Raw genomic sequence first — 15176 nt, 5'->3', positions numbered from 1 at the left:
GAGTTCGTCAAACGAATTCAGCGTCGTACGCTGGTCCCGTGATCACCGATGAGATCGACCGCACCCGATGCTCGGTCGCCGGCACCCTCGCGGTGGTCGGCGAGAAGTGGAGCCTGCTCGTGCTCCGCGAGGCCTTCCTGGGCGTACGCCGCTTCGCCGACCTCCAGCAGAACCTCGACGTCTCGCGCGCGGTGCTCACCGACCGGCTGAACACCCTGGTCGACCAGGGCGTCCTCGCCCGCGTGCCCTACCACGCCGAGGGGCAGCGCCAGCGGCACGAGTACCGGCTGACCCAGAAGGGCCTCGACCTCTACCCGACGCTGGTGGCCATGATGGAGTGGGGAGACCGCTACGTCGCCGACGCCCGCGGATCTGCCCTCACGCTCGAGCACCGCGACTGCGGAGGCGAGGTGCACCTGACGCTGACCTGCGAGGACGGCCACCGGCTCGGCGGCCCGCGAGAGGTGCGGCCCGTCGCGCTTCCCGTCGCCTCCCGCTAGGGCGCCTCGCCTCGCTCCACGGGGTCGGCGGCCAGCAGCACGAGCGCGAGATCGGCCAGCTGGCCCTCGAGCGCCTCACGGCTCGAGCGCGGCTGGTGCAGCGCCCAGTCGTAGACGATGGCGGTCACCGCGCCCACCAGGGCCAGCGCGGCGAAGCGCCAGTCGCGGTCGACGATCTCGCCGCGGGCCACCGAGGCGGAGCACTCCGTGCGTACGACCTCGACGAGGGTCTCGCGATAGTCGAGCCGGAGCTTCTCGATCCGCGGGCTGGCGCCCATGATCTCGACGAAGGCGATCCGGGCGACGCGGGTGTCCTTGAGCATCGGGTCGAGATAGGCCAGCACCGCCGCCTGCACCCGGCGCGAGATCGCCTCGCCGGCGGTCGCCTTCAGCGACTCCGCCACCCGCTCGTAGGACTCGGCGGTGATCCGGTCGTAGAGGTCGACGAAGAGATCCTCCTTGCCGGGATAGATCTCGTAGAAGTGCCGCGTCGACACCTTCGAGGCGGCACAGACGCCCGGGATCGTGGTCGCCGCATAGCCCTTCGTGCCGATGATCTCCTTGGCGGCGTCCAGCAGCCGCTGGCGCCGCTGGGCGTCGCGCTCCTCCCGGGTCAGCCCGCCGTAGGAGCGCCCCTCCGGTGCCATCAGCCGGGCGACCCGACCGAGCAGACGAAGGGGCCGGCACCGGCGGGGTCGAGCGCGTTCTTCACCAGGTGCCACACGTTGGTGTCGTAGGCCTCGCCGATGTGGCCGACCGGGTCGTAGGGGCACACGTCCTGCACGTAGGTGTTGGTGACACCGGGCTCGCGCACGAACGAGGTCTCGGTGGGCGTGACCAGCTCGTCGTACCTCGACTGGATGATCGTGTACGTCACGCCGGGCTGCGCGATCGGCCCGTTCGTCAGGGTGCGCACGGCACTCCCGTCGGTGACCAGCTGGGTGCAGGCGATGCACCCGAAGGCGGTCAGGACCTTTCCGGCGAGCTCGTCCGCGCCCAGCGTCATGCCCAGCTGATAGAGCCCCGCGAAGGTCGTGCCGTGCGTCGGCGGTGCGATCGCGACGACCTTGTCGATCCGGTCCGCGATGCCCTGCGTCTTGGTGACGTAGAGCGTCTGGAACCCTCCCTCGGAGTGGCCGACCAGGTCGACCTTCGCGGCGCCGGTCTGCGCGAGCACGCCCTGGACGAAGTCCTTGATCTGCCTCGCCGACCTCGCGATGTCCCCCACCCCGCCGACGAACGGCCCGTAGGCCCCGGCGCCGTAGGTCAGGCTGTAGGTGCAGTAGCCCTGTCCGGCGACGTCGGCCTGGAGGACGTTGAGGTCCTCGTCCTTGTTGGCCCCCAGGCCGTGCAGGAAGACGACCGGGTTCGGGTGGTCGGCCGATGGTCGGCAGGAGGCGTCGTTGACACCTCCTGCCGCCTGCGCCGGCGCTGCGGCCAGCAGCGTCGGGACCGTCGACAGCAGCACAGCGGCACAGATGACAGCGGAGCGCAGAACCATGGCAGACCACTCTTCCCCAGGCGAGACCGACTACGGCCGACCCTAGGACGCGCTGGCCTATTTGACAATGCTCATTTTCAGATTGCTTCGACGGCGGCCGGAGCCGCAGTGGCCTCCTCGCCCGCGAGCCGGCCGGTCCACTCCCGCATCACCGCGGGCTCGGTCGGCCGGGTGAGCAGGCTGACCAGGACGTACGCGACGGCGCTGACGACCAGGCCGGCGTAGACGGGCTCGTTGGCGAGCACGTCGCCGACGATCGCCATGGTGCCCAGCGTGGCAACGGTCCCGGTGGCCATCGCCGCCACCGCTCCGGCACCGGTCCCGCGGCGCCAGACGAAGCCGCCCAGGATCGGCACCAGCAGACCACCGACGAGGATGTCGTAGGCGATGGTCAGCGCGGAGACGACATCGGTGAGCAGCGAGGAGATGACGACGACCGCGATGCCGACCGCGACGACGTAGATCCGGTTGGAGCGTACGTCGTGCTCGGGGTTCTCGGCCTCGTCCTGCACCGGCTCGGGGGTGCGTCCGACCAGTCGGGCGAGCAGGGGCTGCACATCGGTGCGGGCGACGGTCGCGGTCGCGATCAGGGCTCCCGAGGCGGTCGACATCATCGCCGCGACGGCCGCCGCGAGCACCAGGCCGCTGACGCCGACGGGGAGGATCGACTGGGCGATGGTGGCGTAGACGTCGTTGCGGTCGTCGACGGTCATGAAGGTGGAGGCCGCGGCGCCGATCAAGGCGCCGGCCACGCCGTAGAGCAGGCAGTAGACGCCGGACGCGGTGCCGCCCCAGCGGGCCACCTGGGGCGAGCGGGCGGTGAAGACCCGCTGCCAGATGTCCTGCCCGATCAGCATGCCGAAGGTGTAGACGACGATGTAGGTGATGATGGTCCCGGTGCCGATGGCGTCGAGGTCGAAGACGGAGTCCCCGGCCCGCTCCTTGATCCCCTCGAGGCCACCGGCGTGGCTCCAGGTGAACGGCAGCAGCAGGAAGAAGACGCCGATGGTCTTCAGCGCGAACTGCACCATGTCGGTCAGCGTGATCGACCACATCCCGCCGATCGCGGAGTAGATCACCACGATGGCGCCGCCGATCAGCACCGAGAGCCAGCGGTCGGTGCCGAAGAGCACGTTGAACACCGTCGCGTACGCCATCGTCGAGGTGACCGCGAGCATCAGTGTGTACGCCACCATGACCAGGCCCGAGGCGGCGGTGGCTCCGACGCCGTAGCGCAGCTCCAGCATCTGGGCCACGGTGTAGATCCGCAGCCGCTGGATCCGGCCGGCGAAGAAGAGGCTCAGCGCGAGCACGCCGAGGGCGATCGCGGCCACGAGCCACGCTCCGGAGATGCCGTACTCGTAGCCGAGCGCGACGCCACCGACGGTCGAGGCACCGCCGAGCACGAGTGCGGACATGGTGCCGGTGTAGAGCACCGGGCCGAGCCGGCGGCCGGCGACGAGGAAGTCGGCGCTGTCGCTGGTGCGGGACTTGCCCCACCAGCCGAAGGCGACCATGGCGGCGAGGTAGATGACGATGATCGTGAGATCCATGAGGGGCTCCTGCTTATGTGGGGGCGAACATGCGGAGGGTTGTCGGGAGGACCACGACTGCGGGGCCGCTGGTGGCGAAGGTGCCGGCGACGATCTCGCCGACGGTCTCGGGGGTCGCGGCATGCACAGCGATGCCGAACGCCTCGGCGAGGCGGACGAAGTCCGGCCGGGCGAGCTCGGTGGCGGTGGCGGCGCCGAACGCGCCGGTCATGTACTCGCGCAGGATCCCGTAGCCGCCGTCGTCGATCACCAGCCAGGTGACGTCGACGTCGTGCTGGCGGGCGGTGGCGAGCTCGGCGATGGAGTACATCGCGCCGCCGTCACCGGCGACCGCGAACGTACGCCGCCCGGTCCCCACCGCGGCTCCGATCGCCGCGGGGAACCCGAGACCGAGACCGCCGGAGGCCTGGGCGGTGTGGAAGCCGCCGGAGCGCGGGTCCCAGGCCGACCACGCCCAGTACGCCGCGATCGTCATGTCCCAGAAGGTGTCGGCCTCGTCGGGCACCGCCGCGCGCAGGTCGGCGAGCAGTCGCTGCTCCGCGGCGAGGTCCTGGGCGTCGAGCCGCTTCTCGACCCGGGCTCGCAGGTCGCGGGCGACCTCGGCGCCGGACCGCCTGCTCCCGGCGCGTGGGCCGGATTCGCCGAGCGCGGCGGCGAGGTCTCTCAGCGCCGCGGCGGCATCGGCGTGCACGCCGAGGACATCGTGGTTCGAGCCGAGCACGCGAGCCTCGGCATCGATCTGGATCACCCTGCCGCGCGGCGTGACGGTGCCGTAGTTGCTGGTCACCTCGCCGAACGAGGTGCCGATCGCGAGCAGGACGTCGGCGTCATCGAGCAGGTCGGTGGTGTGCCGGTCCTCGATCCACGCGCCGGCGCTGAGCGGGTGCCCGAGCGGGATCGCGCCGTTGCCGCCGGCGGTCGAGACCACCGGTGCGTCGAGGAGCTCCGCGACGGCGACCAGCGCCTCCGGGGCACCGGCGGAGCGGCGTACGCCTCCCCCGGCGAGGATCACCGGGCGCTCGGCGGCGGCGAGGAGGCGGGCCGCCTCGGCGGTGACCTCCGGGCGGGGCCGCCGGGGCGCGCGCACCTGGGCCTCGAGGCTCGTCACCGGAGGCGCGGTGACCTCCTCGAGGAGCACGTCCTGCGGGATCTCGACCCAGACCGGCCCGGCCGGCGCCTCCTGGGCGGTGGCCCACGCGTCGGCCAGGACGCCCGGGATGGCGGCCGCGTCCCGCACGACGGCGGTGGACCGGGTGACGTTGCGGGCGCTGGCCTGCTGGTCGTCGAGCTGGTGCAGGTAGCCCTTGCGGGCACCGCCGAGCCCGTCGCGCGGGATCTGGCTGGTGATCATCAGGATCGGGACGCAGGCGGCGTACGCCTCCTGGAGCGCGCCCAGGGCGGTGAGCGCTCCGGGTCCGGTGGAGCAGAACACGACGCCGACCTGGCCGGTCGTGCGGGCGTACCCGTCGGCGGCGAAGACCGAGTTGTTCTCCACCCGGGAGGAGACGAAGGTCAGGTCGCTGCGGCGGATGGCGTCGAAGAGACCGAGGGCGTGCTGCCCCGGGATCCCGAACACATGCGTCGCGCCGAGCGCCGTCAGGCTCTCGACGGTGACGTCACCGCCGTTGCGTCCGGTCATGCCTGCTCCGCGTGCCGCATCGCGAGCAGCGAGACCAGGTCGTAGGCCACGTGCGAAGCGGCGACCCCGGTCAGCTGGGCGTGGTCGTACGCCGGGGCGACCTCGACCACGTCGGCGCCGATCAGGTTCAGGCCGGCGAAGCCGCGCAGGATCTCCAGGAGCTCCCGCGAGGTGAGCCCGCCCGCCTCGGGGGTGCCGGTGCCGGGGGCGTGCGCCGGGTCGAGGACGTCGATGTCGACCGAGACGTAGACCGGGCGGTCGCCGACCCGCTGCCGGAGCTTGTCGACGACCTCGTCGACGCCCTGGCGGAAGACGTCGGAGGACGTGACGATCCCGAAGCCGAAGCGGCGGTCGTCCTCGAGGTCCTTCTTGCCGTAGAGCGGGCCGCGGGTGCCGACGTGGCTCAGTGCCTCGGTGTCGAGGATGCCTTCCTCGACCGCCCGCCGGAACGGGGTGCCGTGGGTGTACTCGGCGCCGAAGTAGGTGTCCCAGGTGTCCAGGTGGGCGTCGAAGTGGATCAGCGCGACGGGACCGTGCTGCTCGGCGGCGGCCCGCAGCAGCGGCAGCGCGATGGTGTGGTCGCCGCCGATCGTCACCAGCCGGGCGCCGTCGGCGGTCAGGTCGAGCGCCGAGGCGTGGACGGTGTCGATCGCCTCGTCGATGTGGAACGGGTTGGCCGCGATGTCGCCCGCGTCGACCACCTGGGCCGAGGCGAACGGGGAGACGTCCAGCGCCGGGTTGTAGGGGCGCAGCAGGCGCGAGGACTCCCGCACGTGCGCCGGGCCGAAGCGGGCGCCGGGCCGGTAGGAGACGCCGGTGTCGAACGGAACCCCGACGACCGCGATGTCGGCGTGCTCCACCTCGTCGAGGCGGGGCAGGCGCGCGAAGGTCGCGAAGCCGGCGTAGCGGGGGTTCTTGGAGGCGTCGATGGGCCCGATGGGCATGGGGTGGTTCTCCTAGCAGTGGGACAGGTGTAACGGGGGTGGTTCGAGTCAGCCGACGGCGGTGGCCGCGGGAGCGGGTCCGTCGTCGACCGAGGTCACCGGGGTGTTCGCGGCCGGCGCCGTCGGCACCAGCCGGGATCCCTCGGGACCGTAGGCGTCGCGCGGCTCGGGGAAGGCGAAGAGCAGTCCGAGGTAGAGCAGCGCGCCGAGGCCCATCCCGAGCGGGATGGAGATGTCGACGCCGCCGGGGATCAGCGGGGCGAGCGGGCCGACGAACTGGCCGGGCAGGTTCACGAAGGTGAGCGCGACGGCGGCCGCGATCAGCCAGGCGGCCAGGCCGCGCCAGTTCCAGCCGTGCGCGAACCAGTAGCTGCCACCGCGCTGACGACGGTTGAAGACCTGCAGCGAGTCGGAGTCGTACCAGCCGCGCCGGACGTACCAGCCGATCATCATCACCATCATCCAGGGGACGGTGCAGCTGATGATCAGGACGGCGAAGGCGGAGATGCTGGAGACGACGTCGAAGACGAACCGGCCGATGAAGATGACCCCGATCGCGAAGACGCCGATGAGCACCGTCGACTGCACCCGGTTGAAGCGCGGGAAGACGCTGGAGAAGTCGAGCCCGGTGCCGTAGAGCGCGGTGGTGCCGGTCGACATGCCGCCGATGAGCGCGATCAGCGCGACCGGGGCGAAGTACCAGCCCGGCGCGATCGCGAGCAGCCCCGAGGCGTACGCACCGGTCTCGAAGATCTCGGGCTCGCGGGTGGCGATGATCGTCATCGTGACCAGCCCGAAGGAGAACGGTACGAGGGTGGCGACCTGCGCCAGGAAGGCGGCCGCCATCGAGGACCGCCCGGAGGTCCCGCGCGGGATGTAGCGGGCCCAGTCGCCCAGGAACGCACCGAAGCTGACCGGGTTGGACATCACGATCAGCGCCGAGCCGACGAAGGCGGCCCAGAAGCCGGGCTGGCCGAACGCCTCCGAGCCGGAGCCGAACGCGCCGGCGTAGCCGGGGTCGAAGTCGCCGGCGAAGGCGAGGATCCCGAGCAGGAAGAGCAGCGTCGCGGCGACGACGGCGATCTTGTTGACCAGCAGCATGAACCGGAAGCCGTAGATGCACACGATCAGCACGAGCACCGCGAAGAGGCCGTAGGCCAGCCCCAGCGTCAGGTCGTTCTCTGGGAGTCCGACCGCGCGGTGCGCGCCGCCGACGAGCACGTCGCCGGAGCTCCACACCGAGATCGAGAAGAACGCCAGCGCGGTGAGCAGCGAGAGGAACGAGCCGACGATCCGGCCGTGCACACCGAGGTGGGCCGAGGAGCTGACCGAGTTGCTGGTGCCGTTGCGCGGGCCGAACAGGGCCATCGGAGCGAGGACGACGGCGCCGAGCAACAGGCCGAGCAGTGTGGCCATCAGGCCGTGGGCGAAGGAGAGCCCGAACAGGATCGGGAAGCTCCCGAGCACCACGGTGGCGATGGTGTTGGCGCCGCCGAACGTGAGCCGGAAGAGGTCGAGCGGCCGGGCGCTGCGCTCGGGGTCGGGGATCGGCTCGACGCCGTGCTGCTCGACCTCGGTGACCTTCGGCGGCTGCGGCTGCGTACTCATCACATGCCCTCGCTCGGGCGGGCGGACAGGTGCTCGTGCACGGCGAGGACGTTGCCGTCGACGAGGCGGAAGACGATCGTCTCCCGCTCCTGGGTGGTCGCGGTGCGTCCGTTCGTCGAGGTCGTGGTGAGGACGTCGTGGGTGAGGACTGCGGTGTCGCCGTGGACCCGGACGCGACGGTCGGTGCTCCGGCAGGACTCCACCCGCCAGCCCTCGGCGACCCAGGCGGCCCAGAGACGCTGGTAGGCAGCGCGGTCGTCGAGACGTCGAGGCTCGGTGTGGAAGACGAAGTCGGCCTCGGGAGCGAAGCACGAGAAGTAGGCCGCGGTGTCGGTCGCGGCGAAGGCCGCGAGGAGCCGGTCGGCGGCCGCATGGACCTGCGACTCGGTCAGCGTGGCTGATGGGGCGGTGATCGTGGACACCGGGCCTCCTGGATCTGTGGGTCGGCCGAGATCTGCGTCACTCTAAGAGCATCCCGAGAGGCGCGGCAATCGTTTCGTTCTTAACCTGGCTGTAATGGGTTTCGATATGCCGGTAAAGACCGACAGATCCGTCATAATGTCATTCGATCCCGATCCTGGAGGATCGGTCTGACCTTGGAGACGCTCCCAAAAAATGTCGAACGAATTCGCGCCCGCCGTCCTCGACAGCACCGATGAGGCGATCCTCGTCCTGCTCGAGGAGGACGGTCGGCTCACCCACCGTGAGATCGCCGCCCAGGTGGGCCTCTCCCGATCAGCGGCCGCCACCCGGGTGCAGCGGCTCCTGACGGAGGGGCACATCGACGTCCGGGGAGTCGTTCATCCCGCCGTCCTCGGCCACGACGTGCTCGCCCACGTCTCGGTCACCGTGAACGGCTCCGCGGCCCACGTCGCGCAGGCGGCCGCCGCACGTGAGGACACCACGCTGGTCTCGATGACCAGCGGCCACCATGCCCTGGTGCTGGAGCTCCGGGCGAAGGACATCGGCCGGATCGACGACGCCCTCGCCGAGGTGCGCGCGATCGACGGCATCGTCACCACCGAGACGCTGCTCTACACCGAGGTCATCCGCGACGTGGCCGCCCCGGTCGGCCCCGCACCCGCCGCCGGGTCGCTCGACGAGACCGACTACGCACTGCTGCGCGCGCTGCAGGCGAACGGCCGCGCCTCCTTCGTCGAGCTCGCCGCGAGCGTGGGCCTCTCCCCCGCCGGCACCCGCCGGCGCGTCGTCCGCCTGCTCGACGGCAACGTCGTCCGGGTCGGCGCGGTCGTGCGCCACTCGGGCCGGGAGCGCCGTACGGCGACCGGGATCGGGCTCCGTCTCGACGGCGCCGCCCACCGCCCGATCGCCGAGCAGCTCGCCACCCTCCCGTCGGTCACCTTCGTGGCCCGGACGCTGGGGCGCTACGACGCCCTGCTCACCGTCAACACCGCCACCTCCGGCGACCTCGTCGGCGTGCTCGACCACATCCGCGAGCTCGACGGCGTCCGCGAGGCCGAGACCTGGAGCCATCTCCGGTTCGTCAAGGAGACGTACGCTTCCCTGCGTCTGGGCGAGGGCGCCGGATCTCCAGCCGTTCCAGGGTGATCTCGCCGTCGGTCACGAAGACGCCGGCCCGCCCGGTGGGGTGGTCGTACATCCGCGCACTCATCGCGACGCTCCCGTCGAGCACGACGGTGCACAGCGAGCCGTCGAGGAGGACCCGCACCGTGTGCCGGCCGGGCGCGAGGTCGGCGAACCGCTCGAGCTCGACCGCATGCGGTACGTCGCCCTGGATCTGCCACTGCTCGCCGCCGGTGCGGGTGCGTGGCCAGCGGTCGAAGACCATCCGGCCGCGCTGCGGCTCGAGCCGGATCTCGTATCCCGACTCCTCGCTCGCCCGGAGCAGCAGCCCGCACGCCTGGGTGCCTGGCGCGATCTCGAGCTCCGCGGTGACCAGCGCGCGGGTGGGCGTCTCCGGGCCGAGCCAGGTGCTGTGCCTGGTCCGGGCGCCGGCCCCGGGCACGGCGTCGGCGCCGTCGACCGGCACCAGCGACCCGGTGACGTCGGCCGCGTCCGAGAAGAGCGCCGCGGTCTGGTGCGGCAGGTCGAAGGTGAGGCTCCCGTCGGGCCGCTGGCCGGCCTCGAGGACGGCCATGTCACCGGCCCACTGCCAGGCTCCGGAGTCGCTCTCGTGCTCACGCGAGGCGATCCAGCCGATGAAGTAGCGCCGTCCGTCGTGCTCGACGGTCTTGGCGGCGTAGAAGGCCCGCCCCTCGACGGTGTCGTCGGCGGGCGCCAGCCAGGGACCCTCGGGCGAGGACGCGATCCGGTAGCGGGTCTGGAAGGCGTCGGAGAACTCCGAGTAGACCAGATACCAGTGCTCCCCCATCCGGAACACGTCCGGGCACTCCTGGGTGATGAAGCGGCGCGGGTCCCAGACCGGGACATCCGGACGCCAGGTGATCAGGTCGTCGGAGGTCAGCGTGGCGACCACGCCACGGCGACGGTCCGGGCCGCCGTCGCGGCGGGCCGCGAGGAGCATCTGCCAGGGCCCGTCCGGATCGGGCCGGTGGACGAACGGGTCGCGCCAGTCCTCGGGAAGGTGGCCGGGCAGCGCACCGAAGGACCACTCCGGGTGCCTGGTCCACCGCGCCGGATCGCCGTCGCTGGTGGCGTGGCAGACGATCTGCAGGTCGCCGTCGGCGGAGCGTACGCGGGGGTTGTGGCCGGTGTAGAAGAGGTGGAGGGTGCCGTCGTCGCCGGTGACGACGCTGCCGGTGTAGCAGTCGAAGTCCTCCGCGTCGGCGCCGCCCGAGGGCAGCACCACGCCGCGGTCCTCGAAGTGGACGAAGTCGGTGGTGGTCACCGCGGCCCAGGGCATGCCGGTGCGCCGGAGGCCCTCGTCGTCGACGGCCGGGTCACGGCCGTCCAGGAGGTAGTAGAGCCACACGACGCCCTCGTGCGCGAACGGGATCACGTCACCGACGTAGGCCCCCTCCGGACGGAAGTGGACCGTGGCCTTCTCCCCCATCAGGCGCCCGCTCGCGGTGCGGCCAGGGAGCTGCGTACGACCAGCTCGCAGTCGACCAGATGGCGGCCGGGGTCGGGGTCGCCGTCGGCGAGCATCAGCCGTCCGGCCAGCGCCCCCATCTCCAGGTGGGGCAGCCTGACCGTGGTGAGGGCAGGGTGCACCTGGTCGGCGATGTCGGGCTGGTCGTCGTAGCCGATGATGCTCACGTCGCGCGGACACTCCAGGCCCAGCGAGTGGACGGCGAGCAGCGCACCCACGGCCATCCGGTCGTTGCCGCAGACCAAGGCGGTCGGGGCGCTCTCGCGGAGGATGGAGAGCGCGAGCTCGTAGCCGGAGCCGATCTGGTAGCCCCCGTACACACGCCGCAGCTTGGTCGGGTCGAGACCTGCCCGGGTCGCCGCGTCGACGAAGCCGCGCTCGCGTTCGTGACAGGCGTAGTCGTCGCGGAACCCACCGAGGAAGACCACGTCGCGGTGCCCCGCCTCGAACGCGGCGGTCGCCGCCAGCGCACCACCTGCGTACTCGTCTGCGAGCACGACACAGGCCTGCTCGCCGTCGACGTGCGGCCAGCAGTTGACGTAGACCGAGCGGGTGTCGCGCGCACCGCGGCTGGCGCGGATCGGGTTCGCGCCGTGCGACGCGTAGATGACACCGGCGACGCCCTGGGCCAGCAGGTTGCTCACCGCGTCGTCGCGCGTGTCCGCGGTGCCGGCCCGCTCGACGACGTAGCAGACGTAGCCGGAAGGCTGGACGGCCTGCTGGATGCCGAGCAGGATCTGACCCGCGTAGGGCTGCGACACGATCTGGTCGGTGATGACACCGATCGTGTAGGGCCGGTTGGAGCGCAGCGACTGGGCGGCCCGGTTGGGGCGGAAGTTGAGCTCGGCCGCGGCCTCCAGCACGCGGGCGCGGGTCTCCTCCGCGACCGAGACGTCCCGGCGGTCGTTGAGCACGAACGAGACCGTCGGCTGCGAGACCCCGGCTCGCTTCGCCACGTCCTTCATGGTCACCCTGCGTTGTCCGGGGCGCGGGCCTGCGTCTGACGTCAAAGGATCCTCCACGAGCTCATGATGGCACCTTACCAATACGTATTGCCATCGCATTCAAGCACTGTTACCGTCGTCACACCAATACGTATTGGGTGGCGGTCAAGGTGCCGTCGCCCACCCATGAGGAAGGGGCGAAGATGACCCACATCATCGGCGCCGGGATGGACCGTCGCGCACTGCTCAAGCTCGGTGGAGCCGGCATCGCCGCGCTCGGACTGGGACCGCTCTCAGCCTGCTCGGGCAGCGGCTCGGGATCTGACACGATCAAGATGCTCTACTTCGGCCAGCAGAGCGCCGCCACGGCCCTGCAGAAGAAGCTGCAGCCTCAGGTGACCAAGCTCGACAAGGCCATGAAGCTCGAGGTCACCGGCATCAACGGCACCGACTGGAACGACTTCCTCGCCAAGGTGCTCACCCAGATCGCCTCGGGCTCCGCGCCCGACCTGGTCAGCGTCGCGACCGAGGGCCTGCAGCTGATGGCCTCCAAGGAGCTCCTGGTCCCGCTGGACAGCTACGTGACCAAGGACCTCTCCTCGCTGCAGAGCTACTTCGACGACATCCACCCGGCGCTGGTCGAGTCGATGATGTACGAGGGCCACCTCTACGAGCTCCCCGACAGCTTCAACGCCGGCAGCATGTTCTACAGCACCGACCTGCTGAAGAAGGCGGGCCTGGAGGCCCCGGCCGAGTCGTGGACGATGGACGACTTCCACACGTACGCCACGAAGATCGCCGCGACCGGTCCGAAGGTCTACGCGTTCGACTGGGTGGTCCGGCTGTGGGGCAGCTGGACCTCGTTCCTCTACGCCAACGGCGGCAACCTCCTCGAGGAGGGCAAGTACACCGGCGGCGACTGGCTGTGGAAGAGCGCCTACAAGAACAACCCTGCCGCTGCCGCGGGCCGGGGCGGCGGCTGGAAGTGGGGCCAGCCGACGGCGAACTCGGCGGCCGCGGTCGAGGCGTTGGAGTACCTCATCGACCTGCAGCGCTCGAACCTCTCCCCCTCCCCCGACGTCGGCGGCGGTGCCACCCTGCAGGGGCTGTTCTCCTCGGGCCGGATCGGGATGACGATCGGAGGCGGGTTCTGGGCAGGGGGACTGCACAACGCCGGCATGAAGGACGGCAGCTTCGACGTACAGCGCTTCCCCACCTGGAAGAGCAACAAGTCGCTCTTCGGCGCCGGCGGCTACGGGATCTTCAACTCCTCGGAGAAGAAGGACCTCGCCTGGGAGATCGTGAAGATGATGGTGCAGCCGGAGAGCTTCGACATCATGTTCCCGGGCAACGTCACCACGCCGGGTCGCAAGTCGCTGATGACCGCCGAGCGCTACGCGAGCACCGGCCCGGCCAACTGGTCGGTCTTCTACGACCAGCTCGACGGATCTGTCCCGATCTCGGCGCCGCCCTACTACAACGCGCTGGCGACCTCGCTCAACCAGCGCACCACCAAGGCCATCTCCTCCGGCAACGCGAAGGCGGCGCTGGACGGGATGCAGGCCGACTTCGAGAAGGCCGTGAAGGGCGTCTGATGTCGACGTTGGCTCCTCCCCGGAGTGGGCACTCGCGCCCGCCTCGTACCGATCCCGAGCGCCGTCCACGCCGCGGCACCCGCCGGCTCGCCCGGCGGGAAGCCGGGTTCGGGTTCCTGATGATCTCGCCGGCGGTGCTTTTCGTCGCGGTCTTCACGCTGGTCCCGATGATCGCCTCGGTCGCGCTGTCGTTCTTCTCCTGGGACGTCATCACGCCGCCGAGGTTCGTCGGGCTCGACAACTTCGAGCGCATCGTCCGAGACGACGCGGTCGTGAGCTCGTTCGGGACCACGCTGCTGCTCGCGTTCGGCATCGTCGTCGTGCAGCTCGTCGTGGGGCTCGGCCTGGCCGTCCTGGTGAACCAGCGCCGCCGGCCCGCCGCGAAGACGTTCTTCCGGACGACGTTCTACCTGCCCCTGCTCGCCTCGACGGCGGCCGTCTCGATCTTCATGGGCTACATGTTCGACATGAAGTTCGGGGTGATCAACTACTACCTGAACGCGGTCGGCCTGCCGTCGGTCCCCTGGCTGACCAGTACGTGGGGCGCGATCGTGACGATCATCCTGATCGCCGCCTGGCAGCAGGTCGGGTTCACGTTCGTGATGTTCGTGGCGGCGCTGACCTCGCTGCCGACCGACGTCCTGGAGGCGGCCGCGATCGACGGCGCCGGGCCGGTCCGCACGCTGTTCGGGGTCAAGATCCCGCTGATCAGCCCCACGATCCTGTTCGCCACGGTCGTCGCGATGATCAACGCGCTCCAGCTCTTCGACCAGCCGTTCATCATGACCAAGGGCGGGCCTGGCACGGCGACCACGACCGCGACCATCGTGATGTACCAGACCGGATTCCAGAACCTCCAGTTCGGCTACGCCTCGGCGATCGCGAGCGTGCTGCTCGTGATCATCCTGGCCATCACCGGGCTCCAGTTCCTCGCCGCGCGAAAGTGGGCGTTCTACCGATGAGCAATCAGATGATCCTCAACGGCGGCATCGCCGGCCGGTTCTGGCGGGGCGTGGGCCTCGTCGTGCTCCTTCTCGCGGCGGTCGTCGCCCTCGGTCCCCTGCTCTGGACGCTCACCACGTCGCTGCGTACTCCTGCCGAGGCGTTCACCAACCCGCCCAAGTGGTTGCCGGTGAATCCCGACTTCGGGAACTACTCGGCCGTCTTCCAGCAGGTGCCGATCGGCACCTTCCTGATCAACAGCACGATCGTCACCGTGCTGATCGTGGTCGGTCAGACGATCACCTGCACGCTGTCGGGCTACGCGTTCGCGATGATCCGGTTCCCGGGCCGCAACGCCATCTTCGGGATCTTCCTGGCCACGATGATGGTGCCGCTGCAGACGATCATCATCCCGGTCTTCGTGATCGTGAAGACGCTGGGCCTCACCGACAGTCTCGGCGCGCTGGTGATACCGGCGCTGGGCAGCGCGTTCGGCACCTTCCTGATGCGGCAGTACTTCATGCAGATGCCGCTCGAGCTGGGCGAGGCGGCCCGGATCGACGGAGCCTCCCAGTTCCAGATCTTCGCGATGGTCTACGCCCGGATGGCCGCTCCGGCCGTGGCGACCCTGGCCATCCTGAACTTCTCGGCCTTCTGGGCGGAGTTCTACCGACCGCTGATCTTCCTGCAGTCGCAGGACACCTTCACGCTGCCGCTCGGCCTGGTCGGCCTGCAGGGCAACCTCGGCACGGGGTCGATCTCCGTGGTCCTCGCCGGCGTCGTGCTGGCGATGGTGCCCAGCGTCCTGCTCTTCGTCTTCGCCCAGCGCTACTTCATCGAGGGCGTCACCGCGGGCTCGTTCCGCTGACCCTCCTCCCTCTCCCTTCTCGTCTCGCTTCACCGACCCCAGAAATGA

At 70.4% G+C, this 15176-nt stretch carries 14 protein-coding genes; 5 read left to right on the top strand and 9 right to left on the bottom strand.

Annotated features, from left to right (window positions below):
• Nucleotides 1–38: 38 nt before the first annotated feature.
• On the top strand, nucleotides 39–500 hold the full coding sequence (locus tag HD557_RS08705; RefSeq protein WP_008357627.1) for a winged helix-turn-helix transcriptional regulator: 462 nt from the start codon (nucleotides 39–41) through the stop codon (nucleotides 498–500).
• Here the strand turns inward: HD557_RS08705 and HD557_RS08700 are convergent.
• The 7 genes from HD557_RS08700 to HD557_RS08670 all read right to left on the bottom strand — a co-directional run bounded on the left by HD557_RS08700 (nucleotide 497) and on the right by HD557_RS08670 (nucleotide 8167).
• Entirely contained in the window at nucleotides 497–1147 is a 651-nt protein-coding gene (locus tag HD557_RS08700; protein WP_196873591.1) for a TetR/AcrR family transcriptional regulator, read from the bottom strand. The two genes, HD557_RS08705 and HD557_RS08700, sit on opposite strands and share 4 nt — an antisense overlap.
• The gene (locus HD557_RS08695; protein ID WP_196873590.1) at nucleotides 1147–2001 is read right to left on the bottom strand and encodes an esterase/lipase family protein; all 855 of its coding nucleotides are present in this window, start codon (nucleotides 1999–2001) and stop codon (nucleotides 1147–1149) included. The genes HD557_RS08700 and HD557_RS08695 overlap by 1 nt, the downstream gene beginning before the upstream one ends.
• Nucleotides 2002–2078: 77 nt before the next feature.
• Nucleotides 2079–3554: a sodium:solute symporter gene (locus tag HD557_RS08690; protein WP_196873589.1), complete on the bottom strand. Its 1476-nt coding sequence runs from the start codon at nucleotides 3552–3554 to the stop codon at nucleotides 2079–2081.
• A 13-nt stretch (nucleotides 3555–3567) separates the two neighbouring features.
• A complete protein-coding gene (locus HD557_RS08685; RefSeq protein ID WP_196873588.1) occupies nucleotides 3568–5193 on the bottom strand; it encodes a thiamine pyrophosphate-binding protein in 1626 nt (541 codons plus the stop codon).
• Nucleotides 5190–6137, bottom strand: coding sequence for an agmatinase (speB, locus tag HD557_RS08680; RefSeq protein WP_008357635.1), 948 nt, complete (start codon nucleotides 6135–6137; stop codon nucleotides 5190–5192). The genes HD557_RS08685 and speB overlap by 4 nt, the downstream gene beginning before the upstream one ends.
• Nucleotides 6138–6185: 48 nt before the next feature.
• Complete coding sequence (locus HD557_RS08675) at nucleotides 6186–7745, bottom strand: purine-cytosine permease family protein (RefSeq protein WP_196873587.1); 1560 nt, start codon at nucleotides 7743–7745, stop codon at nucleotides 6186–6188.
• Nucleotides 7745–8167 carry a nuclear transport factor 2 family protein gene (locus HD557_RS08670; protein ID WP_196873586.1) on the bottom strand — a complete coding sequence of 141 codons (423 nt, stop codon included), beginning with the start codon at nucleotides 8165–8167 and terminating at the stop codon, nucleotides 7745–7747. Before HD557_RS08670 ends, HD557_RS08675 begins: the two co-directional genes overlap by 1 nt.
• A 193-nt stretch (nucleotides 8168–8360) precedes the next feature.
• On the opposite strand from HD557_RS08670, the gene HD557_RS08665 reads away from it, so the two are divergent.
• Nucleotides 8361–9314, top strand: coding sequence for an Lrp/AsnC family transcriptional regulator (locus HD557_RS08665; protein WP_196873585.1), 954 nt, complete (start codon nucleotides 8361–8363; stop codon nucleotides 9312–9314).
• Here HD557_RS08665 and HD557_RS08660 read toward each other — a convergent pair.
• Nucleotides 9250–10740: a GH32 C-terminal domain-containing protein gene (locus HD557_RS08660; protein ID WP_196873584.1), complete on the bottom strand. Its 1491-nt coding sequence runs from the start codon at nucleotides 10738–10740 to the stop codon at nucleotides 9250–9252. The genes HD557_RS08665 and HD557_RS08660 overlap by 65 nt on opposite strands.
• A complete protein-coding gene (locus tag HD557_RS08655) occupies nucleotides 10740–11744 on the bottom strand; it encodes a LacI family DNA-binding transcriptional regulator (protein ID WP_231380234.1) in 1005 nt (334 codons plus the stop codon). Before HD557_RS08655 ends, HD557_RS08660 begins: the two co-directional genes overlap by 1 nt.
• A 182-nt stretch (nucleotides 11745–11926) precedes the next feature.
• Here HD557_RS08655 and HD557_RS08650 point away from each other — a divergent pair, with 182 nt between their 5' ends.
• The 3 genes from HD557_RS08650 to HD557_RS08640 are packed head-to-tail and all read left to right on the top strand — an operon-like array spanning nucleotide 11927 to nucleotide 15128.
• On the top strand, nucleotides 11927–13318 hold the full coding sequence (locus tag HD557_RS08650; protein ID WP_196873582.1) for an ABC transporter substrate-binding protein: 1392 nt from the start codon (nucleotides 11927–11929) through the stop codon (nucleotides 13316–13318).
• Nucleotides 13318–14280 (top strand): carbohydrate ABC transporter permease, encoded by a 963-nt coding sequence (locus HD557_RS08645; RefSeq protein ID WP_040755017.1) that lies wholly within the window; start codon nucleotides 13318–13320, stop codon nucleotides 14278–14280. The genes HD557_RS08650 and HD557_RS08645 overlap by 1 nt, the downstream gene beginning before the upstream one ends.
• Entirely contained in the window at nucleotides 14277–15128 is an 852-nt protein-coding gene (locus HD557_RS08640) for a carbohydrate ABC transporter permease (RefSeq protein WP_008357649.1), read from the top strand. Before HD557_RS08645 ends, HD557_RS08640 begins: the two co-directional genes overlap by 4 nt.
• Nucleotides 15129–15176: the final 48 nt, after the last annotated feature.

It is taken from the genome of Nocardioides luteus, from assembly GCF_015752315.1.
Taxonomy (GTDB): domain Bacteria; phylum Actinomycetota; class Actinomycetes; order Propionibacteriales; family Nocardioidaceae; genus Nocardioides.
The sequence above is the reverse complement of the archived record's forward strand: the minus strand, read 5'-3'. Positions and strand labels throughout refer to the sequence as shown.